Source organism: Terriglobus albidus, assembly GCF_008000815.1.
Taxonomy (GTDB): domain Bacteria; phylum Acidobacteriota; class Terriglobia; order Terriglobales; family Acidobacteriaceae; genus Terriglobus; species Terriglobus albidus_A.
In genome coordinates this window covers 147,785-170,652 of record NZ_CP042806.1, presented here as the reverse complement: position 1 = coordinate 170,652, position 22,868 = coordinate 147,785, and the positions used below count along the sequence as shown (strand labels likewise).

Annotated in this window: 19 protein-coding genes; 6 read left to right on the top strand and 13 right to left on the bottom strand. The window is 59.8% G+C overall.

The genetic code is table 11. The features are described 5' to 3' along the window. Nucleotides 1-147: 147 nt before the first annotated feature. The 4 genes from pucL to allB form a co-directional block, all read right to left on the bottom strand. Nucleotides 148-1,002 (bottom strand): factor-independent urate hydroxylase, encoded by an 855-nt coding sequence (pucL, locus tag FTW19_RS00715; protein WP_246153507.1) that lies wholly within the window; start codon nucleotides 1,000-1,002, stop codon nucleotides 148-150. 132 nt (nucleotides 1,003-1,134) lie between these two features. Continuing rightward, entirely contained in the window at nucleotides 1,135-1,473 is a 339-nt protein-coding gene (gene uraH, locus FTW19_RS00710; protein ID WP_187143183.1) for a hydroxyisourate hydrolase, read from the bottom strand. A gap of 12 nt (nucleotides 1,474-1,485) precedes the next feature. Beyond that, nucleotides 1,486-1,995: a 2-oxo-4-hydroxy-4-carboxy-5-ureidoimidazoline decarboxylase gene (gene uraD / locus FTW19_RS00705; RefSeq protein WP_147645792.1), complete on the bottom strand. Its 510-nt coding sequence runs from the start codon at nucleotides 1,993-1,995 to the stop codon at nucleotides 1,486-1,488. Nucleotides 1,996-2,284: 289 nt separating this feature from the next. Next, a complete protein-coding gene (gene allB / locus FTW19_RS00700; RefSeq protein WP_147645791.1) occupies nucleotides 2,285-3,670 on the bottom strand; it encodes an allantoinase AllB in 1,386 nt (461 codons plus the stop codon). 59 nt (nucleotides 3,671-3,729) lie between these two features. On the opposite strand from allB, the gene FTW19_RS00695 reads away from it, so the two are divergent. Beyond that, the gene (locus FTW19_RS00695; RefSeq protein WP_147645790.1) at nucleotides 3,730-4,203 is read left to right on the top strand and encodes a nucleoside deaminase; all 474 of its coding nucleotides are present in this window, start codon (nucleotides 3,730-3,732) and stop codon (nucleotides 4,201-4,203) included. A 134-nt stretch (nucleotides 4,204-4,337) separates the two neighbouring features. Then, entirely contained in the window at nucleotides 4,338-5,609 is a 1,272-nt protein-coding gene (locus FTW19_RS00690) for a homoserine dehydrogenase (RefSeq protein ID WP_147645789.1), read from the top strand. 500 nt (nucleotides 5,610-6,109) lie between these two features. On the opposite strand, the gene FTW19_RS00685 is transcribed toward FTW19_RS00690, so the two are convergent. Then, nucleotides 6,110-6,562, bottom strand: coding sequence for a DsrE family protein (locus FTW19_RS00685; protein ID WP_147645788.1), 453 nt, complete (start codon nucleotides 6,560-6,562; stop codon nucleotides 6,110-6,112). A 268-nt stretch (nucleotides 6,563-6,830) separates the two neighbouring features. Here FTW19_RS00685 and FTW19_RS00680 point away from each other — a divergent pair, with 268 nt between their 5' ends. Together FTW19_RS00680 and FTW19_RS00675 are read left to right on the top strand one after the other, a co-directional pair. After that, entirely contained in the window at nucleotides 6,831-9,104 is a 2,274-nt protein-coding gene (locus FTW19_RS00680) for a GH92 family glycosyl hydrolase (RefSeq protein WP_147645787.1), read from the top strand. Nucleotides 9,105-9,173: 69 nt separating this feature from the next. Further along, nucleotides 9,174-9,545 carry a DUF120 domain-containing protein gene (locus FTW19_RS00675; protein ID WP_246153506.1) on the top strand — a complete coding sequence of 124 codons (372 nt, stop codon included), beginning with the start codon at nucleotides 9,174-9,176 and terminating at the stop codon, nucleotides 9,543-9,545. A gap of 13 nt (nucleotides 9,546-9,558) precedes the next feature. Here FTW19_RS00675 and FTW19_RS00670 read toward each other — a convergent pair whose 3' ends face one another. From FTW19_RS00670 to FTW19_RS00640, 7 genes are all read right to left on the bottom strand, one after another. Then, nucleotides 9,559-11,190 carry an L-lactate permease gene (locus FTW19_RS00670; protein WP_147645786.1) on the bottom strand — a complete coding sequence of 544 codons (1,632 nt, stop codon included), beginning with the start codon at nucleotides 11,188-11,190 and terminating at the stop codon, nucleotides 9,559-9,561. Between the two features lie 368 nt (nucleotides 11,191-11,558). After that, nucleotides 11,559-14,810 (bottom strand): TonB-dependent receptor, encoded by a 3,252-nt coding sequence (locus FTW19_RS00665; protein ID WP_147645785.1) that lies wholly within the window; start codon nucleotides 14,808-14,810, stop codon nucleotides 11,559-11,561. 192 nt (nucleotides 14,811-15,002) lie between these two features. Then, on the bottom strand, nucleotides 15,003-15,971 hold the full coding sequence (locus FTW19_RS00660; protein WP_147645784.1) for a class I SAM-dependent methyltransferase: 969 nt from the start codon (nucleotides 15,969-15,971) through the stop codon (nucleotides 15,003-15,005). A 624-nt stretch (nucleotides 15,972-16,595) separates the two neighbouring features. Continuing rightward, entirely contained in the window at nucleotides 16,596-17,819 is a 1,224-nt protein-coding gene (moeB, locus tag FTW19_RS00655; protein WP_147645783.1) for a molybdopterin-synthase adenylyltransferase MoeB, read from the bottom strand. A gap of 99 nt (nucleotides 17,820-17,918) precedes the next feature. Continuing rightward, nucleotides 17,919-18,227, bottom strand: coding sequence for a MoaD/ThiS family protein (locus FTW19_RS00650; RefSeq protein WP_147645782.1), 309 nt, complete (start codon nucleotides 18,225-18,227; stop codon nucleotides 17,919-17,921). Continuing rightward, the gene (locus FTW19_RS00645; protein ID WP_147645781.1) at nucleotides 18,224-18,679 is read right to left on the bottom strand and encodes a M67 family metallopeptidase; all 456 of its coding nucleotides are present in this window, start codon (nucleotides 18,677-18,679) and stop codon (nucleotides 18,224-18,226) included. The genes FTW19_RS00650 and FTW19_RS00645 overlap by 4 nt, the downstream gene beginning before the upstream one ends. Next, the gene (locus FTW19_RS00640) at nucleotides 18,676-19,629 is read right to left on the bottom strand and encodes a PLP-dependent cysteine synthase family protein (protein WP_246153505.1); all 954 of its coding nucleotides are present in this window, start codon (nucleotides 19,627-19,629) and stop codon (nucleotides 18,676-18,678) included. Before FTW19_RS00640 ends, FTW19_RS00645 begins: the two co-directional genes overlap by 4 nt. Before the next feature lie 80 nt (nucleotides 19,630-19,709). Here FTW19_RS00640 and FTW19_RS00635 point away from each other — a divergent pair, with 80 nt between their 5' ends. Next, nucleotides 19,710-20,108 carry a hypothetical protein gene (locus FTW19_RS00635; RefSeq protein WP_147645780.1) on the top strand — a complete coding sequence of 133 codons (399 nt, stop codon included), beginning with the start codon at nucleotides 19,710-19,712 and terminating at the stop codon, nucleotides 20,106-20,108. A 110-nt stretch (nucleotides 20,109-20,218) separates the two neighbouring features. Then, nucleotides 20,219-21,646, top strand: coding sequence for an MSCRAMM family protein (locus FTW19_RS00630; protein ID WP_147645779.1), 1,428 nt, complete (start codon nucleotides 20,219-20,221; stop codon nucleotides 21,644-21,646). Between the two features lie 162 nt (nucleotides 21,647-21,808). On the opposite strand, the gene FTW19_RS00625 is transcribed toward FTW19_RS00630, so the two are convergent. Next, nucleotides 21,809-22,690, bottom strand: coding sequence for an OmpA family protein (locus FTW19_RS00625; RefSeq protein ID WP_147645778.1), 882 nt, complete (start codon nucleotides 22,688-22,690; stop codon nucleotides 21,809-21,811). Nucleotides 22,691-22,868: the final 178 nt, after the last annotated feature.

The window sequence follows — 22,868 nt, the reverse complement described above, 5'->3', positions numbered from 1 at the left end:
TATCTGAGCGAATTGACCGTGGGCTAAAAGCCCACGGCTCCCACCTGGTTCGAGCTTCGCTCGAATATCCCATGTCTCGAATGGACATGAGGCGCCCGGCTGTTCATTATTCAATGACTTAATCATTCGATTATTCAATCGCTCGCGCTACATGCGAACAAGCGTCGCCTGGATCGTCCCGTGGGGTTCGTCTGTCGGAACGAAGATCTCGTTATTGTTCTTCATCCCGAAGCGATCGAGATCCACGAGCAGGGCATGTTTGTTAGGCATGGTGAGCGTAATTTCGCTGATCTCCGTCACCGCTTCCAGGACCGCTTCGCCCATGGCATAGAGCGTCTGCTGTACCGACTTCGACTCGTGGCCGGCGAAGGTATGCAGCATGGTCTCACGCGCGCGCTCGCGCAGCTGGTTGTAGTGCAGTGGAGCGGCGTGAATGTACTTCCAGGTCGCCGTGCAGGCAGTGGCGAAGATACGGTCGCTGGTTGGCTTCAGCGTTGTGAGCTCGTCGACGATGTAATCCTCAAAGCCCGACTTTGCAGTCTTCATGATGACCAGGTTGCTGAGACCGGAGGTGACCTGGAACCCGCCGGGCTGATGGCGGACGACGTGCGTGGTCTGCTGTTCATCGCTGCCGCGGATGAAGGCCGTGGGATGCAGGCTGCCGTCAACCTTCATGTGCTTCCACAGCGCCGAGTGGACCGTGACTTCAGCAGCGAGCACCTGCGGATTGCGCGAGAGCAGGAAGTCGATCAGCTCCTCGGCGAACTGTTCCATGGAGGTGGCACTAGACCGGTGCGCCATGTAGTACACGGTGTTCTTCATCGTGTCCGTCGGCAGAATCTTCGAGTTATCGCCTTCAACATGCGCGCTGATGAAGTCGCCCTGCAGCAGTACCTCTACCGTCCACTCATCGACATGATGATGCCCTTCATGACGGGTGACCTTCAGAAGGCGGACGCGGGATTTGCCGTAACGGTTTTGAGCGAGCTTGACCATAGGCATATAAGGTACAGCCTCCCTACCGACTGCGATAGAGCATTTTCCAGGTGATAAATAACACTGCGGTCGGCTTTTTGTTTGTCATTTCGTAGCGACCGCAGGGAGCGGAGAAATCCGCATCTCTACCCATCCTCGCTACGTCCCGCGATAGGTGGTGAAGCCGTTCGCGGTCAGCAGCAGAGGGATGTGGTAGTGCTGCTCACCTGGACGGGCTTCAAAGGTGATCTCGATCATCGGATAGAGCGTCTGCTGTCCACGGGCGGCGAAGTATTCTCCGGTGGCGAAGGTGACGCGGTAGAGACCGGCAGTAAGCTGGGTCTCGGGCGGAAGCAGAGCGCGGACGCGTCCGTCGTTGTCGGTGCACGCGTCAGAGACGGCCTTCCATGTGTTGTTTTCAAAACGACGCAAGCTGACGGCGACATGAGTGGCCGGGCGGCCTGCCGCGGTATCGAGGATGTGAGTGGAGATGGACATAGTGATTGCTCCTCAATTGCCTGCAAGCCATTTGCGCAGGCGAAGCTGGGTGATCTGGCGCTGCTGCTCGGCGGCCTCTGCAAACTCGGTCTCGTCGTCATTGTTAAGACGCTGACGCAGGATCTCCAGCATCTGCTGCTGCGTCTTGCCTGTGGCACAGACGATGAAGATGCGGTCGAACTTCTCTTCATACTGCTTGTTGGCTTCGGCCAGTTCCTGCTTCAGACGCTCATCGTCGGAGAGCGTCTGCTCCTGCGACGACCAAGCCAGCGATTTCTCCGTCGCCTCTTTGGCGGCATGCCGCTGGCCAATGCGTGGATGTGAGTCGAAGGCCTGCTGCCGGGCATCGGCATCCAGGTGATACCAGATGTGATCGGCGACCTCGAAGAGCGTTTGCTCATTCGGATAAGGACGATGCGAGACCATCTGCTCAGCCCACTCGTGCGAGCCATTGGCGGGCAGAATTTCAGCCTTGGCCTGATCGGCGGGCAACGCGTTCCAGTGATCAAGAACAGGATTCATCGGTGGGTGTCATTGTCTCAAAAAAGATCGTGGCTGGTGAGGGGTGTGGGTGGGAGTTAAAAGTTGAAGTGTTAAGGCTGTGGCTAGTTGAGAGCCAGGCTCGGCTTTCGCATTCTCTGATCTCGCTTCCCGAGATTCCCACCCATCGCGATGCGATGGATGGGAGATTCAGCGAAGCTCGAACTGTTTTTAAAGCTGTCATCCTGAGCGGAGCGAAGGACCCGCTTTGCTTCCCGCCCCACAAGCAGAAAGCAGGTCCTTCGCTACGCTCAGGATGACAAACAGAAAATTACAACGAAATCGACAAATCCCGCCCATGCGGCATATGCGGGAAATCCTGTTCCGCAAACACAGGCTCTCCACGCAGATACGTCGCGACGACCTCACCCTTCAACGTACGTCCCAGATAAGGCGAGATGGCATGACGATAGTGCAGCCGATGTTCTGTCACGGTCCACATGCTCTCCGGCGCAAAGATCGTAAAGTTCGCCGGCCGGCCCACAGCCAGCTCTCCCTGGGTTGCGCTCAGCCCAGCAAGTTTGGCCGGAGCAATCGCGAACCAGCGCACCAGATCCTGCAAGGCGAAACCACGCTTATGAGCCTCGGTCCAGATAACAGGAATCGCCGTGGAGAGCGACGCAATCCCTCCCCAGGCCTTATCGAACGGCCCGGCAGGCTTCATCTCCGGCGGACAAGGCGAATGGTCGGTGGCGATCAGGTCGATGACGCCATCGCCCAGCGCCTGCCATAGCCCCTCCTGGTTCGCTTTGTTGCGGATCGGTGGCGCGCACTTGCACTGGGTGGCTCCATCGGCAATCTCTTCTGCGCTGATGCAGAGATAGTGCGGACAGGTCTCCACCGTGATGGGCAAACCCTCGGCTTTGGCCGCGGCGAGCATGGGCACGGCCTGCGCGGTGGCGAGGTGAACGATATGCAGCCGGAAGCGGAACTCTCGCACCAGCTCGATCAACGCGCGGATGGCGGAGAGCTCTGCCTCATCCGGCCGCGATGCCAGATAGGTTGTGTACTTCGACCAGTCGGCGTGCTGCGCATACAGGGCCTTGCTCGCTTCCAGGATCGGACCTTCCAGCTCAGCGTGCACGAGCAGCGGCTTACCCAGCCGCGCGAGTGTCGGTGCAGCCCGGCGAAGCTGCGCCAGCGAGAGGTGGGTAAGGCCTTCGCAGCCGGGGTAGATCAGGAAGCACTTGAAGCCCGCGGCGCCGGCCTCAACCAGCGGCTCCAGGTCATCGAGGTTTGAGGTGGAGTCATCGCCCGGGCCGACCAGGCCTCCCCAGGGAAGCCAGTCGATGTAGGCCAACCCCTTCGCCGCGATGCGCTTCTGTTCCAGTGCATCGACGGAGGTGGTCTCCGGCAGGCAGTTCAGCGGCATATCGACGACTGTGGTGAAGCCGCCTGCGGCTGCGGCACGCGTAGCTGTCTCAAAGCCCTCCCACTCGGTGCGCCCCGGTTGGTTGATATGCGTGTGCACATCGATCAGGCCGGGAAGCAGGGCATGGTCGCCAAAGTCGACGACCTCAATTTCCGCCGGAACAGCATCGTGAGCAACGATCTGCGCAATCACGCCATCGTCCACGATCAGCGTGGCCCGCTGCATCAGCGCGGCCGGCTGCGGCTGGGGGAGCATAACGCGGTTCGATCGGAAGGCCTGTGCCATAATCAATTATGCCGTGATTTTGCGCGTCAATCGTGCATTTTCAAGCATTTGTGGATGACATGAACGGTCACGAAAGATTCATGCAGCGCGCCGTCGCGCTGGCAACGGAGAACGTTCGCACTGGACGCGGTGGTCCATTCGGATGCGTGGTGGTGAAAGACGGTGAGATCGTCGCCGAAGGAATGAATCTCGTCACCAGCACGAACGATCCCACGGCTCATGGCGAGGTTGTCGCGATTCGCCGCGCATGCGAGAAGCTGGGAACCTTCTCGCTCGAAGGCTGCGAGGTCTACACCAGTTGCGAACCCTGCCCCATGTGCCTGGCGGCGTTGTACTGGTCGCGATGCTCGGCGATTTATTACGGCAATACCGCCGCGGATGCAGCCGCAGTCGGATTCGACGACAGTTTTCTATACGACGAGGTGAAAAAGCCGCTCGACCAGCGTGCTATTCCCATCCGTCAACTGCTGCACGATGAGGCGCTTGAAAGCTTCCGTGCCTGGACCGCAAGCGAAAAGAAGATCGACTACTAGAGCATTTTTCCTGTTGCTGGGTATCCCGGAAGAGGAGTGCAGCGGCGTTTTCATTGCGGAAAACGCCCATAGATGCGGAAGCACTACACTACACCTGCAGGGAAAATGCTCTAGCGAAAGACTGACAAGAGAGTATGGCGAAGACGAAGGTAGCAATTCTGGGATTCGGTACGGTGGGCGGCGGTGTAGCCGATGTGCTGGCGGCGCGGCGGTTCGCTGACATTGAAGTCACGCACGTCTACAACCGCGACTACACACGCAAGCTCTCGCGTCCGCAGGCGAAGAAGTTGCCAAGGACGGTCATCTGGACCGATGACATCAACGTCATCCTGAAGAGCGATGTTGATGTTGTCGTTGAGCTGATCGGCGGTCTCGAGCCCATTGAGGGTTGGCTGAAGAAGGCCATCGCCGCCGGTAAGAGCGTGGTGACGGCCAACAAGCAGTTGATCGCCTACCGCGGAGCCGGGCTGGAGAAGCTAGCGGCAAAGAAGGGCGTCTCGCTGTTGTACGGCGCTGCTGTCGCCGGTGGCGTGCCTGTTATTCCCGGCGCGCTGCAGGGTATCGGCGGTGACGAGATTGTCCGCATCAGCGGCATCGTCAACGGTACCTGCAACTTCATCCTGAGCCACATGGAGCAGGGTGCGGAGTACGCCGAAGTCCTGGCCCAGGCGCAAAAGCTTGGTTACGCCGAGGCGAATCCCTCTGCCGATGTCGACGGTTACGATGCTCGTGCCAAGCTCTGCATTCTGTCGCGGGTGGCGATGCACGCCGAGCTGAATCCTGATGAGGTGCCGACGCAGTCCATCAGCAAGGTATCGGCGGTCGACTTCCACTATGCGAAAGAGCTTGGCTGCACCATCCGCCAGGTAAGCCGCGCCCAGGTCCAGGATGGCGTGGTGCATGCGCGCGTCGGTCCGATGGTGGTTCCGACCGAGTCGCCCATTGCATGGAGCCACGGCACCCAGAACATGGTCGTGACCAGCGGCCGCTTCGGCGGCGATGTGGTCTTCAGCGGTCACGGCGCCGGAGCGCATCCCACGGCGGTAGCCGTCGTCAGCGATCTGCTTGCTGTTGCTCAGCAGTGCGGTGTGGTGCATCAGCCGGTACGTAAGCGCGCTGTGGTGGGCGAGTTCCTCGCTCCGCATTATCTGCGGTTTGTGGTGAGCGATAAGCCGGGCATCGTCTCTGCTATCGCAGGAGCGTTGGCCAAGGTTGGAGCGAACATCGATTCCATCCTGCAGCGTCCGGGCTATCCGAAAGACCGCCTGCCCTTTGTCGTAACCACCGAGCCCTGTCTGACCTCTGTCGTAGAGAGGGCAGTGCGATCCATCGCCAAGATGGACTGCATGCTTGAGAAGCCCCTCTGCCTGCAGATGCTGCGCATCGAAGACAAAGCGGAAGACTAGAGAGATAGCCCATGCGCCGGGTGTCCCACATGGGGTGATTAGCGAAGCTTATGTGGGCATTCGCGCGATGCGCGAACCATCCTTTTGCTTGTCATCCTGCGCGTTCGGGGTCCCCGGCGAACTTGTTCGCTGGGGGTGACTTAGCGAAGGAACTGTTTGTCATCGATTCTTTCGCATGAGCAAAAGAATCAATTCGCGCACCGCGCGAATGTTTTGTCTAAGGGCACGGCTTCAGCCGTGCCGTACCCGCGCAAAAAGGAATGCGGCTTTAGCCGCTGAGGTCAATTTTGTGCGCCGATACGAGATGACCTCAGGGGCTAAAGCCCTGTTCGTGCCTCACTTGATACGGCATGGCTGAAGCCATGCCCTTAAGCAAGACAAAATACAGCAAGACAACTACGCGTGGACCATATTTTCGTTTTGTCATCCCGTAGGGATCTGCTTCTCAAAACAACGAGCCCCACTCACGTTGCGGGTGGGGCTCGTCAGACACCGGAATCCTACTTCAACGACTTATCATCCATCACCGTCCAGCCTTCAGCCTTACGGGCTGCAATCTCGCGTCCGCCGGAAGGCACGGTGCCAACACCTGTCTGCAACTGATCGTCCGTCATCTTGTTGGAGCGCATCGACGCATGGCAGGCAACGAAGCTGACATCCTTGCCGACGGCGCTGGTCACGTCATTCCCCAGAGCGCTTTTCTTGTCGATCAACTTCAGCCCATCGCCCGTAGCGAGAATCTCGACACGCGTGTCATACGGCTTCGCGCTGGAAGCCATCAGGTCGTTGGCCTTCTTCAGCGCCGCCTGCCAGTCCGCAGGCTGATCGGAGTGCACATGAATCAGAATGCGTTGCGTCGGCTGATTCTGAGGCGTAGCGGGCTGCTGCGCGATCAGAGCGGCGGGAATAAGAAGCAGCGACGAGAGGCGGAAGATCCAGCTACGGCGTGTCATGCGGTAAGTCTCCTTCGAGGTGAAAGTTGAGTTTAGTTGAATGGTGGAATGGTTGAATAGTTGAATGGTTTCCGTACGGGTATGCGCTGTGCAGGATTCCTTGTATTTTTGTCATCCCGAAGGGATCTGCTTTTCGTTCTTAGGGGAAGTAAAGCTACCCGGAGCCAAACCATTCAACGATTCAACTATTCAACAAACGCGCATTCATCATTATTCAATCCTTCAATCTTCCAATCATTCAATCACTTCAACTATCCTTCTTCCTGCTATGAAACACCTCGCAATCGCTCTTCTAGCCGTCTCTCCTGCCCTGCTTGCTCAGGCCAAGCCCTCCCAGGCCAAGCCCGCTTCCACGGACGTAGTGCAATATGTCGACCCGTTGATCGGCAGTGAGAAGACCCCTGAGGGTTACGGCCGCACGCTGCCGCTGGTCGAGCCTCCCTTTGCCATGACCGGATGGATTCCGCAGACGCGGCAGAACAAGATCAGCGTGCTCTCGTATGAGTGGCATGACGCCACCATGTCGGGTTTCATGGGCACGCATCAGCCGGCGATGTGGATGGGCGACTTCGGCTATGTCACCGTCATCCCTCAGGTAGGCGGCGAGTTGCGTACAGCACCCGAAGCACGCGCCATGAAGTTTCGCCATGAGGATGAACAGTCGCACCCGGATATCTATCGCGTGACGCTCGATGCCGGCGAGGGCCAGACCCTCAAGGCGGAGATGACGGCGACCGAGCACAGCGGCATGATGCGCTTCCGCTTCCCGGCGAAGGGCGCGGCCCGCATCCTGGTCGAGGCCTCACGGCCCAACTTCAATGGCTGGGCGGCAGTGGATCTCGCCAAGGGTGAGATTACGGGCTGGAACCCGCACCGCATGGACGCCCATCTGGGACCGGGCAGCATGCCCAACGCCGGCGCTGCCGCGCTGCCCAACTTCAAGGGCTACTTCGTCGTGCAGTTCCGCAAGCTGCCCAAGTCGGGCGAGACCTACGGTAAGGATGCAAAGGACTATCGCGGAGCCTACGTCGAGTTTGCTCCCGGCGAGCTGGTGGAACTGCGCGTAGGCACCTCGTTCATCAGCCTGGATCAGGCGCGCGCCAACCTGAAGGCCGAGATGCCCGACTGGAACTTTGAAGCATTGCAGCACAAGCTGCACGCCACCTGGCAGGAGAAGCTGGCACATCTGCAGGTTACGGGCGCCGCGGACTCCGACAAGGTGCGTCTCTACACGGCGTTCTATCGCTCGCAGCTCTTCCCGCGCATCATGACCGAGGGCGGCCGCTACTACTCCGGTTTTGACGACAAGGTGCACGAAGGCACCAGCTACACCGCCTACTCCATCTGGGACACCTTCCGCGCCGAGTGGAGCTGGCTCACCCTCACCTCACCGGAACACATTGACGGCATGGTGACGGCCCTGCTGAACGACTACAAAGAGGGCGGCTGGATGCCCAAGTGGCCCAACCCCAGCTACACCAACATCATGATCGGCACGCATGCGGACTCGCTCGTCGCCGAAGCCATGCGTAAGGGCTTCCACGGCTTCGATAAGGAGACCGCGTGGCAGGCGGCATGGAAAGACGCCACCGTGCCTCCGGATGGAGATACGACCCGCCGCTGGCTCGACCGCGAAGTGAAGACTCCGTATGAGGCCCGCGCCGGCCTGACCTATTACAAGACCCTCGGCTACATTCCGGTCGACAAGATCGACGAAGCTGCCAGCCGCACCATTGAAGACAGCTACGACGACTGGTGCGTCGCGCAGATCGCTAAGATGCTCGGCAAAGACCGCGAGTACAAGGAGCTGATGCAGCGTTCCCTCAACGCACGCCATCTCTACAACCCCGCCCGGCACCTGATGAACGGCAAGCGCAGCGACGGTAGCTGGGCTCCGATCAGCGGCGGCGAGGGCGGCGACACCAATGCGAATCGTTCCATCGCCGGCTGGACCGAGGGCGACGCCTGGGTTTACACCTGGGGAGCCTTCCACGACCAGGCAGGCCTGATGGACCTGATGGGCGGCGCCGAGAACTACGCCAAGTATCTCGACCAGCACTTCGCCGGCGGCCACAACGATCACAACAACGAACCCAGCCACCACTACGGCTATCTCTACGACTTCGCCGGCCAGCCCTGGAAGACACAGGAGCGCGTCCGCCAGATTGCGGCAGCCCACTACAAGACCGGCCCCGCCGGGCTTATTGGAGATGATGATTGCGGCCAGATGTCCGCCTGGTTCATCTTCACGGCCATGGGTTTCTATCCCGTCAACGCCGCCAGCGGAGAGTACATGATCGGCTCGCCGCTCTACCGCCAGATGAGCCTGAAGCTGGCAAACGGAAAGACGTTTACGGTGCAGGCCGAAAACAACTCGGCAGAGAACCAGTACATCCAGTCCGCCACTATCGACGGCAAGCCGCTGACCGAACCAGTGCTGACCTGGGAGCAGATCCAGGCGGGTGCTACAGTGAAATTTGTAATGGGGTCGAAGCCGTCTCAGTGGGGAAGTGCGTATCGGCCGAAGGCTGCGGCGATGTGAGCTTGGAGTAAATCTCGCGAAGTTTATGTGGGATATTCAACCCGTCCTTCTGGAGTTGGGTCGTTGATATTGTGTGGCAGGGTGGTCTCGGGAATTGGTAACTTCTCCTATTGGATCGAGAAGCTGCGCGATCACTATCTGGCGAAGACAGGAATGATCTTGTTTCCCGGAACACTCAACATCCAGCTTGAAACTCCGTATCGATTGCCAGAGAGGCCGGTGCGGCTCGAAGGGCACGAGTATGGCGGCACCGTCTCTGTGAATCTTGTTCCCTGTTCCATCCTCGGGAGGCCTGGGTTCATCCTTAGAACGGATGCCAACGAGCAAGGCCGCGGTGATCATCCCAGGACTATTGTTGAGGTGGCAACCGATATCAAGCTCCGCGATGTTTTTCATCTGCAAGATGGTGATGTCGTGGAGATTGAGGTCTTCAGTGAATGAACTGAAACCGCGGTTAGAGCCAGCGCACGTGAAAGACATAAACATACACCACAGCCAGCAGGCCAATGACCGCAGCGAGAAAGACGCTGTGCCTCAACGTGAAGCGGAAGAGCTTTGACTGGTCGTGCAGCGACATGTTCGTTGCCGCGGCTGCTACCGCAATGGTCTGCAGGCTGATCATCTTGCCCATTACGCCGCCGGCGGAGTTGGCTGCGGCCATCAGCACGGCGTCGAGGCCGAGGCGATTTGCCGTGACCTCCTGCAGGCTGCCGAAGAGGGCGTTGGCGGAGGTGTCCGAGCCGGTAAGGAAGACTCCGAGCCAGCCGAGCAGTGCACTGAAGAATGGGAAGAGCACTCCGGTTGCCGCGAAGGCCAGGCCCAGGGTGGCGGTGGCTCCGCAGTAGTTCATTAGGAAGGCCATCGCCAGCACCGAGGTGACAGTCACCGTAGGCAGCGCCAGTGTGCGCACCACAGAGATCAGGATGCGGAGGAACTCCATCGGCCTCACCCGCAGCAGCAGGGCCGCAAGAACGGTCGCCGTCATGCAGGAGGTGCCTGAGGCGGAAAACCAGTTCAGGTTGAAGACCGCCGGATATGGTGCGGCCTTGGCCACCAGCGGCGGCATGCGCAGCACCATGTTGTGCAGGTAGGGCCAGGGGATCAGGATGCTGCCGCGGTTCAGCAGCTTCTGAAATGGTTGGTATCCCCAGAGCAGCACGCAGAGCACCAGCAGGCCGTAGGGCATCCATGCAACGAAGATCTGAGTAGCGGTGTAGCCGCTGGTCGTCGTCTCCGTCGTGTCACCGGGGTGCAGATAGTTGGCATCCGGCTCCTGCCGGCGGAGGCGAATCACAGCGACGAGGGCAACGATTGCGGTGAGTGAGGCGAGGATGTCGGTGAGTTGCGGCCCAATGTAGTGCGAGACGCTCCATTGCACGGACGCAAACGCGGCTCCTCCGGCGAGGCATGGCAGCCAGACTCCGGCGAAACCAGCCCGGCCCCACATCGCGAGGATCAGGTACGCGGGAAGAATGAACGAGACTGGAGCGCAGAAGCTGCCGACGGCTCCGCTGAGCTTATCGAGCGGCAGGCCGGTGATTCCCGCGAGAGTGACAACCGGAATGCCGATCGACCCGAAGGCGACGGGTCCCGTGTTGGCCAGCAGGCAGATAGCGGCGGCGGTAAAGGCGGAGAAGCCGAGACCGGTCAGCATGGTGGCGGCGATGGCCACTGGTGCTCCGAAGCCGGCAGCGCCCTCGAGAAAGGCTCCAAAGGCGAACGCGATGAGTAGCGCCTGCAGCCGCAAATCCGGCGTAAGGCGGCTGACGGAATCCTTAATGATCTCGAACTTGCCCGTGGACTCGGTGATGCGGAACAGGGCAATGGCCCAGAAGATGATCCACGAGATGGGGAAGAGGCCGAAGGCCGCTCCGTGTGCCGCAGCGCTGACCGCCTGCAGCGCGGGCATGTGATATCCGCCGATGGCCAGCACGAAGGTGACGGCCAGTCCCGACAGCCCTGCCATCCAGGAAGGCTTGCGCAGAACACCTAGTAGAAGCAGCAACGTAAAGATCGGTAGAGCGGCGAGGGCGGCCGACCAGCCGAGTCCCAGGTGATAGAGCAGATAGTCCTGCGGCCACGGCATTCGAGTGTCGGCTCACGAAGTGGAGTATGGAACGCTTCCGCGCCATGGTACGGTGAGGCGTTTGGAGTGGTCAAACTATGAGGGGCCACGAGCTCGAATCGTCTTTTTTTGTTTGTCATTTCGTAGCGACCGGAGGGAGCGGAGAAATCTGCTTCTCTACCGAAGATCCCGGTGGCGGGACGATAAAGCGGGTCCTTCACTTCGTTCAGGATGACAAGTAAAAAGACGATGACAAAGCAAAAGACGGTTCGCGCTAAGCGCGAATACCCATATCTCGGCATAGCCGAGATATGGCACCCGGTGTCTTCTTAAATAAAAAGCGGATGTGCTGCTTAGCAGCACATCCGCATCCCGTTTCAGGATTGTTGTTAGAACGTAACCTTCAGACCGCCCTGCATCACGCGTGGCTTGACCGGTCCGGTTGCCGTAATACGTCCATAAGTCCCGCTGGACGGATTGGCATCGGGTTGGCCGAAGGTGACGCGGTTGAAGGCGTTGAAGAGCTCCCAGCGGAACTGGATCTTGTACCGCTCCTGGATTGTCCAGTTCTTCATCAGTGCCGCATCGCTGTAGTTGGTGCCCGGTCCCTTCAGGATGTTGCGTCCGGAGTTGCCGAAGGTGCCAACCGCGTTCTGAGCGAAGCCGGCGGTGGTGAAGTACTGCTGCAACCACTGCTGCTTACTGCCCTGATGCGTCTGCACAACGACGCCGGGAACGCTGTCTGCCCGGTCGCCGTAGATCAGCGCGCCGGAGTTGTTGTTGCCGTTGCCTCCGCTCACGCTAAAGGGACGGCCTGACTGCATGGTGTAGATACCGCTGATCTCCCACTCGCCCAACACATTGCGGGCGATCGGGTTCCATCCCTTCAGTTTCGGCGTGGAGTAGACCAGGTTGGTCACCGAGACGAACGGGAAGTTCAGGTCGGAGAGGCCGCGGTTGAAGCGCAGGTCATACGGGTTGGAGATGCCGTTGCCGGTGAACGACGCATTGCCGCTGGCGGCGATGTCGATGTTCTTCGACCAGGTGAAGCTGCTCTGCGCCTGGAAGCTGTGCGAGAAACGCTTCTCGAACTGCGCCTGCAGTGAGTGATAGCTGCTGGTGCCGTTGCTGTTGATGGTGAGGATCTGGCCGTAGTTCGTCAGTCCGCGTGTTCCGCGTACGCTCGCAGCGATCTGGCCGGGGTTGGCGTCGATGATCAGCGTCTGGTGATACGACTGGCTGCCGACGTAGGCGAGGTGCATCACCAGGTCTCCGCTGAACTGCTGTTCGACTGACGCGTTCCAGCTCTGCGTCATGCCGAGTTTGAAGTTCGGACGGAAGGCCGCCGGTACCGTGGTCTGCGCCGGGAAGACGTAGTTCGGCGAGGGCCGCACGTTGTCATAGGCGAAGGGCGGGAACGGGCTGGTGAAGTTTGTCGAAGAGAAGTTCGCCCACGGGTTGGAGAAGTTGATGGGGTTCGATGCGCTTCCGTTCAACGTAAACGTCGGGCTGAACGGGCTTACGTCGGCTACGTGGTTGTAGGCCGAGTAAGGCAGCGGCGCGGTGAACATACCGAAGCCGGCGCGGAAGGCGGTCTTCGGGCTGGCCTGGTAGGCAAACGCGATACGAGGCTCCCAGTAGCCATAGCTGTTCTGCGCCAGGCTGTTGGGCACGCCACGGTCGCCGGGGAAGACAAGACCGTTCGGTGCATTGGGGAAGACGGTGCTCTGCTGGCCCGGATTGTAGACCGCGCCGCGTCCGTCCTTCGAGGCCGGCGCAAGGTTCGGATCCCAGCGCAGGCCGAGCGTAACGGTCAGGTTCGGACGCAGACGGAACTGGTCCTGTCCGAATGCCCCGAGCAGGTTGCCGGAGACATCGGCGATCTCGCCTGCGCCCTGCGTGAAGGTGCCGACGCGGCCGAGCAGGAAGTCCGCCAGACCGGAGCCGGTGGAGTATCCGTTGAAGCCGATGATCGGCGCCGCGGGATAGTAGGTGAACTCACGCGCACGCTGATGCCACAGGTCCACACCAAACGAGACGGTGTGGTTGCCGATGATCTTGGTGACGGAGTCGGAGAAGCCCCACGAACGGCGCATCTCGCCCGTGTACTCGGAGTACGGCGTGCTGAAGCCGCCGTTGGCGTTCAGGCCCTCGGAGTAGCACGCGCCTGCTGGGTCGCTGACGTTGATGTACTTCGAGAGACAGAAAGCGTTGCCGGAGCTGTCGCGCTGCGTGCCTGCGTTGTAGACGTGCTCCTGGTTCCAGAACAGCGAGAGAGCGTTGACCAGGCTGGGCGTGATGGTCCAGTTGTGGTTCAACACCTCGTTGAAGAGCTTGCCTTGCTTGCCGGGGACAACGGTGAGGATGTTTCCGGGCGTGGATGCTTCGGCGCGGTTGTAGTACTGGATAAAGCTGCGCAGGGTGAGGCGCTGTCTGTCATTGATGGAGTAGTCGAGACGGCCGGTGCCTTCGTCGAACTTCTCTACCGATGCGGGAGCGGTGTAGTAGACCAGGCCGCTGGCCGGATCCTGTCCGCGCGGCAGCGCCGTGTTGGCGATGCGTACGGCGGCAGGGTTATAGAGGCTGGGATCGATGCGGTTGTTGACGAAGCCGCCGCCAAGCGTCTTCGGATACGCCGAGAAGTCGCCATTCAACATGGCAGCGGTGGGCGTGTTGGTGCTGTTCGAAGTAGCCGTCGTGGACTGGCGCGTGCCCTGGTAGTTCGCGAAGAAGAAGAGCTTGTTCTGCTTGATCGGGCCGCCGAGGAATCCACCGAACTGGTTACGGCGCAGCGGATCGACCTTCTTCGAGAAGTAATCGGCTGCGTTCAGTGCGCTGTTGCGCAGGAACTCAAAGGCCCCGCCATGGAAGGCATTGGTGCCGCCTTTGGTCTCGATGCTGACAACCGCTCCCGGCGAGAAGCCATAGTGCGCGTCGAAGTTGTTGGAGATAACACGGAACTCGGCCGTAGCGTCCGCGTTTGGTGAAGGCGCCGCGAGCGCCATGTAGGTGTCCATGTTGGGCACGCCGTCCAGCAGATAGAGGGTGCTGCCCTGGCGTCCGCCGCCGGCGGAGGCGCCGGTCTCATTGGGGAAGGTGGTCTCGCCCTGCAGGGTGCCTGCGCCGGTGTTGAGTACGTTCACGGTTCCGGGGGAGAGCAGTACCAGGCTTGACGGATCGCGTCCGTTAAGCGGGAGTTCGCGGATGGCCTGTTCGCCGACGGTGTTGCTGACCTCGGCATTGGTGGTGTTGATCAGCGCCGCGCCCGCGGTGACGTTGACGGTCTCGCTCTCACTGCCAACCTGCAAGCCGATATCGAGCGTAGCCTGCTGGCTGACGGTGAGCAGCACGCCGGTCTGCTGGAACTTCTGGAAGCCGGAGATCTCGGCCGCAATGGTGTAGTGGCCGGGAGGGATGGTGGGGAAACGATAGAGACCGGACGCATTGGTCTCTGAGGTGAGCACCAGGTTGGTCTCAGTATTTGTAGCAGTTACACGTGCATTGGAAACGGCGGCGCCTGAGGGATCGGTAACAGTCCCGCTTAGTACGGCGCTTCCTCCCTGTGCATACACGCTCGACGACATGGCAAAGCACAGCGCGAGCACGCAGAACAAAAGCCTTAAGAGCTTTTGGGTGTTCATCAAATTTGGGCCTCAATTTTTGGGGATTAGAGGGGGTTCGAAATCGTGTGCTTACTGCACATCTGCACGAATCAATTTCTTTTGGGCAAGACAGGTTGGGGGAAACGACGAATTAACAAACCAGTTGAAAGGATAGTTAACCCCGATGACGACTGTCTATGCCGGGTACCACATCAGGCAACGCCATCTGCATCATCGAGCAGCCCGTTCGATCCAGAAGCTGTTAGGCCACACATTCCTTCCATCCAGCGTAGGCGCGTAGATCTTTAGCTGCGCAGGCATGCGGGTGTAGCTGTCTTTCCATGCCGGGAAGGCGGCCTCAAGCTCATTCCAGTGTTCGTGCTGGAGCGCGCTTGCGGACCATATGACCCGGAAGGCCTGGTTGAAGGATAGGAATGCCTCCAGCATGTACTGCTCTCCCCAGAAGCAGAGATTGGTCATCACGAACTTCTGCGGATAATCCATTGGCGTAAAGATGTCGTGAAGGTGAACCAGGACACCTTCGGCAACCTCAGGCAGGATGCGCAGGCATTCATAGAGCACGTCGCTGTCGACCGAGACGACGTGTGTGGAATCGATGAAGAGGATATCGTTGGCCTCGAGCTGATGAAAGAACTCGAGTGGGACCTGTTGCACCGGTTTTTCGATCAACTGGGTCAGCCCATCGATGCCATGTTTGAGATACGGCGCCGGGTGCGGCTCGATGCTGATCAACTCACCTGGGAAGCCCTCTTTTCGATTGGCACGCAAGGCTGCGGCCAGCACCATCGTGGTGTTTCCACTACCGATCTCGATAATGCGGCGAGGCTTGTTGCGGCGTACGAAGGCATACGCGATCTCTGCGTCCACATGCTCGAAGAAGCCGTTGTTGAAGTGAAACGAGCGATGTCCATTGTTGGAGATCGAGCTCTCGGGGAACTTGCACTCGGCGAGATAGGGCGCCAGGTCGTATTGCAGCCGTTGGATCTGCTCGTCGAAATGAAAGTCGATGCCGCTACAGGGACGGCGTTCTTTCCAGTCCTTCCCGCGGAAGGAGTTCAGGTCGGGCACGGGAAAGTAGAAGTGTGAAGGAGTGACGCTAACGTGCAGACCGCTCTGAAGGGCGTGAAATAACGAGGAGAGCGTTGTCCGTACAGACGGACTGCGCATGATGCGATTCACCGGAAGATCCTCCGCTGCGTGGTGATCCCGTCGCTGAGGCTCAAGTGTGCGCGCGGCGCGGTATCCATCAACTAATGCTTGGTTGCTCTGGATGCCTCCGGGTTTCCTTCGGGTTGCCCGGAAGAAACGATGACGCTACAAAACATTTTCCGTATATCGAGAAGATCTATAGAGTGAACAGCTTCCGGCATGGTAGAGCATGTTTCCGATTGCGGGGTATCGTGGCGTCTTCATTGCGGAAAACTCCGCATAGATGCGGACCCTGCACTACACCTGCAGGCGAACTTGGTTCGCGGGGATGAGCTATTCGAGCCGAATCGGGTGGGAGACGCAGGCTTCAGCCCGCGTTTGTTGGTTCTATAAGAAACGGGCTTTAGCCCTGGGCTTTCTTTTCTTCGTTAGGAAAAAAGCCCAGTTACTTTTATGTCTTTATCAGCGGGCTGAAGCCCGCTGAATGCCCCAGCCAGCAAAGCTGGCCGGGGACCCCGCTGCTCCCACCCGGTTCAGTCCAGATCGTTTCTCGGTCGTACCGATTACGAGCGCAACCAGGGAAGGAGCACAAAAAACTCCCGTTCAGAGCCGTATCTACCAGGTCTGAAACGGGAGTTTGTTAGCAGAGAGTGCTTAGTACTTCGGCATGGTCGGGTCGATCTTCTCGGCCCAGGCCAGGATGCCCCCGGCGACGTTCTTTACGTTGGAGAAGCCGGCAGCCTTCAGTTCGAGTGCGGCTTTCTGGCTGCGCGCGCCGGAGCGGCAGTGGAGCAGGACTTCCTTGTCCTTGTACTGCGCCAGCTCACCGAGCTTCGAGCCGATCTCCCCCAGCGGATAGAGCGGAGCTCCCAGGTTCGCAATGCGATACTCGTGCGGCTCACGAACGTCGATCAGGACGAAGTCGTCGCCGCGGTCGCGCTTGGCCTTCAGCTCTTCCACAGTGATCTGCGGAATGCCGTCCTGCACGGCGACGTTGCCTACCGCTGCGTGCTGCGCCACTTCCAGCGGGCCGGTGGTCGTCGGCGGAGCGATGCCGCAGAACTGGTCGTAATCGATCAGCTCCTTGATCTCGTGCGTTCCGCACATCGGGCACTTCGGATTCTTGCGCAGTTTCAGCGTGCGGAAGCTCATCGACAGCGAATCCACGAGCAGCAGGCGGCCGACGAGCGGTTCGCCGATGCCGAGGATCAGCTTGATGACCTCGGTGGCCTGGATCACGCCGACCAGACCGGGCAGAATGCCCAGCACGCCGCCCTCGGCACAGGAGGGAACCAGTCCCGGCGGTGGCGGCTCCGGATAGAGGCAGCGGTAGCAGGGGCCTTCCTCCGTGGCGAAGACCGAAGCCTGGCCTTCGAAGCGGAAGATAGAGCCGTAGGCATTGGGCTTGTTCAGCAGCACGCAGGCATCGTTCACCAGGTAGCGTGTCTGGAAGTTGTCGGTGCCGTCGGCGATGATGTCGTAGTCCTTGAAGATTTCAAGGGCGTTGTCGCTGCGCAGCATGACGTTGTGCTTCACCACGTTCATGTACGGGTTCAGGTCTTTGAGCTTCTTCTCGGCGGAGTCGACCTTCAGCTGGCCGACGGTCGAGGTCGAGTGGATGATCTGGCGCTGCAGGTTGCTGGCGTCGACGACGTCAAAGTCCACCAGGCCAAGCGTGCCGATGCCGGCAGCGGCGAGGTAGTAGGCAAGCGGAGCGCCCAGGCCGCCGGTGCCAACGCACAGGACCTTGGCGGCCTTTAGCTTCTGCTGGCCTTCAAAGCCCACCTCGGGCAGGATCAGGTGGCGCGAGTAGCGCGAGATTTCATCGTTCGACAGTTCGGGGAGTGCGACTTCTTTCAAATCAGGCATGGTAGGCATGGTATGGTCCTTCGGCTGACTGAGTCGTGGGGGGCCCGAAAAGCGGGTCCTTCGTTACGCTCAGGATGACAAGAAAAAAATGTCGGAAGGGGTTGTTGTCTAACGACAACAAAGAGCGCGCGAAGCGCTGAGGCCGGTCCCGCCTGCGATGGAAGGAATAATGGTGAGCTCGTCGTCGGCGCTGACCGCGGAGGCTTCGGCGGCGGGCAGATAGCGGACGTCGTCATCGTTCAGGTAGACGTTGACGAAGCTGCGCAGCTTGCCATCCGGGGTGAAGAGGTGGTTCTTCAGCTCTGGGTGGGCGGCGACCAGTGCATCGAGCCCGGCCTGAACCGTGGCGCCGTTTACCTCCACGGTGGCTTGCTTGTCCGTGAACGCCCGGAGCGGTGTCGGGATGTTGATCTTCATGCGTTTTCTCCAACTGCTTTTGTGATCAGAATCTCTTCCTGCTGAAAAGCTTTGTCATCTTCCGTCGTGCCGGCGAGGTGAAAGGCATTGGTCAGGTTTGCTTTACCCTTGTCGACACTGGTAATGACGTAACAGCAGCCGAACCAGTGAGCCTCGGCGAAGTCGGTCGAAGACCACATCGCCGGATGATCCGGATGCGAGTGGTAAAAGCCCACGATATCCAGGCCCTGTTTGCGGCCTTCGCGCTGAATCTTGATCAGCTCCATGGGGCTGATGTTGTATCGATTGTGCGCGCTGTCAGTACGGGTATTCCCGGCGCGGACGATCGCGGAGACATGGTTGCCATCGTCCTTGGCATGGCCCAGCAGAACGCCGCAGCACTCATGGGGATACGTCTCCTCGCCGTGGGCGCGGAGGGCATCGTAATCGGTTTGTGTGATGTGGAGTTTCATTCCTGCCAGAACCGTTCGCTGAGATATTTGTCCGCGGAGTCGCAGAGGATGGTGACGATGATGGCTTCGCGTCCGGCGGCGACCTCTTCCTCGGCGATGTGCAGCGCCGTGGCCACATTGGCGGCCGAGGAGATACCCATCAGGATGCCCTCTTCGCGGGCAATGCGCTTTGCCATCACGTAAGCCTCTTCGGTAGAAGCTTCCACCAGGCGATCCGCAAGCTTGGGATCGTAGATCGGCGGGACAATCGCCGTCGGCATATGCTTCAGGCCTTCAAGTCCGTTGAAGGGTGAGTCCGGCTGCATCGAGATGCACTGGATCTTCGGGTTCAGCTCGCGCAGGCGGCGCGTGGTGCCCATAAAGGTGCCGGAGGTGCCGAGACCGGCGACGAAGTGCGTCAGGCGCCCTTCGGTCTGCTGCCAGATCTCATTGGCAGTGGTCTTGTAGTGCGCCTGCCAGTTGTTATTGTTCGAGTACTGATCGGCGTAGAAGTACTTGTCAGGCTCGGCGGCGGCCAGCTCACGCGCCTTGCGGATAGCTCCGTCGGAGCCATCTGCCGGATCAGTCAGAACAATGTTCGCGCCATAGGCGGCGAGGATCTTCTTACGCTCAGGCGAGGCGTTTGACGGCAGGCAGAGCGTGACCGGGAAGCCCATGGCCGCGCCCAGCATGGCATAGGCGATGCCCGTGTTGCCGCTGGTAGCGTCAAGCAGGTGCTTTCCGGCAGTGAGCTTGCCCTCACGCTGTGCGGACAGAACGATGTTCGAGGCGGGACGGTCTTTCACGCTGCCGCCGGGGTTTGCCCACTCGGCTTTGCCCAGCAGGACGACGCCAGGCAGCCTGGCTGTCAGGCGGTCCAGACGGACGAGCGGTGTATTCCCAACCCGATCGAGCACAGAGGTGCCAAGGGTAGAGGTGTTGGCGCCGGAGATTTTGGTTTCCGTCAGCAAAACTCTGGTTTCCGTTCCTGTCGCCGGGCCGCCCCGGGGTGGGCAGCAATATGCGACACTGTTGTTGAGTTTATCCGCTTATGGCCAGAAAGACACAGCAGCAGCCCAGGTTCGACACCGTGTTGTCCACGCTGGGGAACCACAAGTTTGATGTTTCCGCCGGCGCCAACGGTGCAAAGCGGATCTCCAAGTACGGTTGCGCGGCCGAGATCCGTGCGGCAGCCGACGGAACCGCCGAGATTACGGTCCGTCCGGGCTGGTTACTGAAGGGCAACATCGCCCGCCTGGTCGACAAGGGCTACCAGAAGTTCCTGAAGGCCGGCCACGTCGAGATTCCCGCCACAGCGGACAATCTGCGCGACCTGCACCGTTTCAGCGAGGAGCTGAAGGAGTCGATGGGCGCCCTGGTGCTGTACAACGAAGCTCTGGGTACCACCAGCGACCGTTACGTCTACGACCGGGTCCTGGGGCGGTCTTAGGCGGACGGGACGGACACTCGTTAAAAACAGAGGAATTTCCAGGCCGGCCCGCGACTGCGTGCCGGCCTTTGTGTCTTCAGGGGTACAACGTCATCCTGGAGTGATACTTCATGCGCCCGCTGCGCTCTCTGGCCCTGCTGTCTGCTTCTGCCTTGGTTTCCCTCACGCTCAACTCCGCGCTCGACGCACAGACTGGTACGCCTTCGGTGACCGGAGGCACGGTCTCCGGCAGGGTGATCTGCGCGGACACGAACGCCCCCGCCCGTTTCGGCAAGGTTTACCTGAAATCGACCCATGACGAAGGTATGGGCGATGTCTTTACCAAACGCATGCAATCGGCTATGGCGGCCGACGGACGCAAGCAGCCTCCGATAACCGAAGAGCAAAAGCGCGCTCAGGCTGCGGCGGCTCGCACCATGAACCATGCGGGCGACTTGTTGAGCGCTGCGACCATCGGGATGAACGGGGAGTACAGCTTTCCAGGGGTGAAGCCCGGCACGTATTACGTGCATGCTGTGTATCGCGGCTATGTCGATTCACTGGCCAATTTCTCCGATGAAGACCTGGCAAGTACAGTTCCAGCGGTGATGTCGCGGATCAGCTCGGCAGTGTCCACGATTACGATCACCGGCGACGAAGAGGTGCACGTGGACCTGCGCCTCGACCGCGGTGCTGCCGTCTCCGGCAAGATACTGTACGACGATGGCTCACCGGCTGTGGGCTGGATTGTGACACCGGAGCGCGCGAAGGATCAGGAAGAGTTCAACGCAATGATTGCGGTGCAACAGCAGTTGGCTGTCGCGACGGGAGATGCCGCAATCACGGATGACCAGGGCCGCTACCGCCTCTCCGGCCTGCCTCCGGGAGAGTACATCGTGCGGGCATATCTGCAGGCGCTTCCGATCGGTGTCAGCCTGCGGAACCTTGGGCAGGGTGGCGATGGCATACGGCTGATCGCGTACTCCGGTGACACCTTCCATCGCAAGGCGGCGAAGAGCTTCCAACTCAGCGGCAGCACAGAGCGCTCGGGTACGGATCTTACGGTACCCGGTCATACGCTGCACAGCCTGATGGGCCACGTCGTCGCCCTTTCGGACGGTCACACTCCCAATAGCGGTACCGTGATTCTGACCAGTAAAGAAGACCCGGCGGTCTCGCTCAAAGCAGGAGTGCGCGACGACGGCAGCTTCCACTACGACTATCTGCCGTCCGGTACGTACACCCTCAAGGCAAGCGATGTCGCTGACGCCCGTACGACCGGCAAGACCAATCTCCTGGGCATGTCGATTCCCAATCAGGAGATCCTGCGCAAATATACCGATACCACCGCCGAGGTCGTATTGCAGGACAACGATGCGGATTCGGTGCGCCTGAGCGTCGCCCAGACCGACTGGACTCCCCCGGCGAAGAGGGCAGGGGCGAAGGAGGTCGACACGGATACAGCCGTAGGAGGGGCCTTGGGGAAGCTGTTTACGACCGACGAAGATGACGAGGGAGACAAACCGAAGGAGCGGCCGAAGCAGCAGCCCAAGCAATAAGCGTTAAGCAAAAAAACGGCCCTCCGGGAGGAGGGCCAATCTGCCTTGGTTCTCTCTGGTTAGGAGAGCTTGGTGTGGACGCGCTCTTGATTGGCAGCGTTCCAACGATCCTGATGGTTCGCGGCGGGCTTTAGCAGCCCCGCCGCGCTCTGGGGGAGAGACTTAGCGGTTTGAGGTGTCCGGCGTCGAGGTTCCCGTAACCGGTGTTGCGGGAGCTGCGGTCGCCGACTTCGAATCCATGCTGGCGATGCTGTTGTGCATCAGCGATACGTATACGCCGTTACGGATTGGCTTCTCCTGACCCTCTTCAGCCTTGGCGGTGTTACGGCCGAGGCCACTTCTATAGATGCGATAAACCGGGACCTGGTGCTCGGTGACCAGATAACGGACGACCGAATCAGCCATTGCCTGCGAACTGGCTACGCCAGAACCGCTGTAACCCTGCACTTCGATGATGTAGCCCTTCTCGGTGGCGAGCTTCTCGGCCACGGCATCGAGCTCCGCCTTGCCTTTCGGTCCGAGCTTCGTGCTGCCCTTAGCGAACGGGATGGAGGAGTCGCTTACCTTGTTGAACTGGTCGAGGTTCTGGACGGTGCCATGCAGCGCATCTGTACGGGTGCTGGCGCTGGAGGCAACCTGGTTGGCCTTGTCGGCACGGTTACCGGCGTCCTGCGCGTGCTGGTCGGCCAGGTCGGCAGCGGACTGGGCCTTGTTGATGCCTGCCGTTGCACGGGAGTCTACGTCGCGGATGTCATTGGCGTTCTTGGCCTGGAGCTGATCGAGCTCATTGACACGGTCCTTGACCGGGTCAACCTGGCGATGTACCCACTTCTTGCGGGCAAAGGGATTCACATGTCCCCAAAAGCCCTCTTTCGACTCTGTCTGCAGTGGCTGACCGGTGGCGTACGTTGTGTTATCCGTTGCGTCCTGCTTTTGACCTTGAGCGGGGGAAGCGGTGCTGTTCTGCTGAGCGTAAGCCGGAAACGCAAGAGCGCCGGTCAAAACGACGGCAGACAAACCGGAAAAGGCACGAGCGTATTTCATATCGATAGCTCCTTTTAGAGTCGCGACGGTTTACCCAAAACAAATACCATCACAACGCTTTCGTACACTTCTTAGAGCAGCTATCGTGCCAAAAGGGTGGCTTATTTAGAATCTGTAACTTACGGAAGAATGGCGCCGATTCGTCCGCACCGTGAACAATTACAGTGGGAAAAATATT

Coding starts and splice junctions, on each gene's coding strand:
- pucL (WP_246153507.1), bottom strand. CDS start 1,002: ATGCCTATGGTCAAGCTCGCTCAAAACCGTTACGGCAAATCCCGCGTC.
- uraH (WP_187143183.1), bottom strand. CDS start 1,473: ATGTCCATCTCCACTCACATCCTCGATACCGCGGCAGGCCGCCCGGCC.
- uraD (WP_147645792.1), bottom strand. CDS start 1,995: ATGAATCCTGTTCTTGATCACTGGAACGCGTTGCCCGCCGATCAGGCC.
- allB (WP_147645791.1), bottom strand. CDS start 3,670: ATGGCACAGGCCTTCCGATCGAACCGCGTTATGCTCCCCCAGCCGCAG.
- FTW19_RS00695 (WP_147645790.1), top strand. CDS start 3,730: ATGAACGGTCACGAAAGATTCATGCAGCGCGCCGTCGCGCTGGCAACG.
- FTW19_RS00690 (WP_147645789.1), top strand. CDS start 4,338: ATGGCGAAGACGAAGGTAGCAATTCTGGGATTCGGTACGGTGGGCGGC.
- FTW19_RS00685 (WP_147645788.1), bottom strand. CDS start 6,562: ATGACACGCCGTAGCTGGATCTTCCGCCTCTCGTCGCTGCTTCTTATT.
- FTW19_RS00680 (WP_147645787.1), top strand. CDS start 6,831: ATGAAACACCTCGCAATCGCTCTTCTAGCCGTCTCTCCTGCCCTGCTT.
- FTW19_RS00670 (WP_147645786.1), bottom strand. CDS start 11,190: ATGCCGTGGCCGCAGGACTATCTGCTCTATCACCTGGGACTCGGCTGG.
- FTW19_RS00665 (WP_147645785.1), bottom strand. CDS start 14,810: ATGAACACCCAAAAGCTCTTAAGGCTTTTGTTCTGCGTGCTCGCGCTG.
- moeB (WP_147645783.1), bottom strand. CDS start 17,819: ATGCCTACCATGCCTGATTTGAAAGAAGTCGCACTCCCCGAACTGTCG.
- FTW19_RS00650 (WP_147645782.1), bottom strand. CDS start 18,227: ATGAAGATCAACATCCCGACACCGCTCCGGGCGTTCACGGACAAGCAA.
- FTW19_RS00645 (WP_147645781.1), bottom strand. CDS start 18,679: ATGAAACTCCACATCACACAAACCGATTACGATGCCCTCCGCGCCCAC.
- FTW19_RS00635 (WP_147645780.1), top strand. CDS start 19,710: ATGGCCAGAAAGACACAGCAGCAGCCCAGGTTCGACACCGTGTTGTCC.
- FTW19_RS00630 (WP_147645779.1), top strand. CDS start 20,219: ATGCGCCCGCTGCGCTCTCTGGCCCTGCTGTCTGCTTCTGCCTTGGTT.
- FTW19_RS00625 (WP_147645778.1), bottom strand. CDS start 22,690: ATGAAATACGCTCGTGCCTTTTCCGGTTTGTCTGCCGTCGTTTTGACC.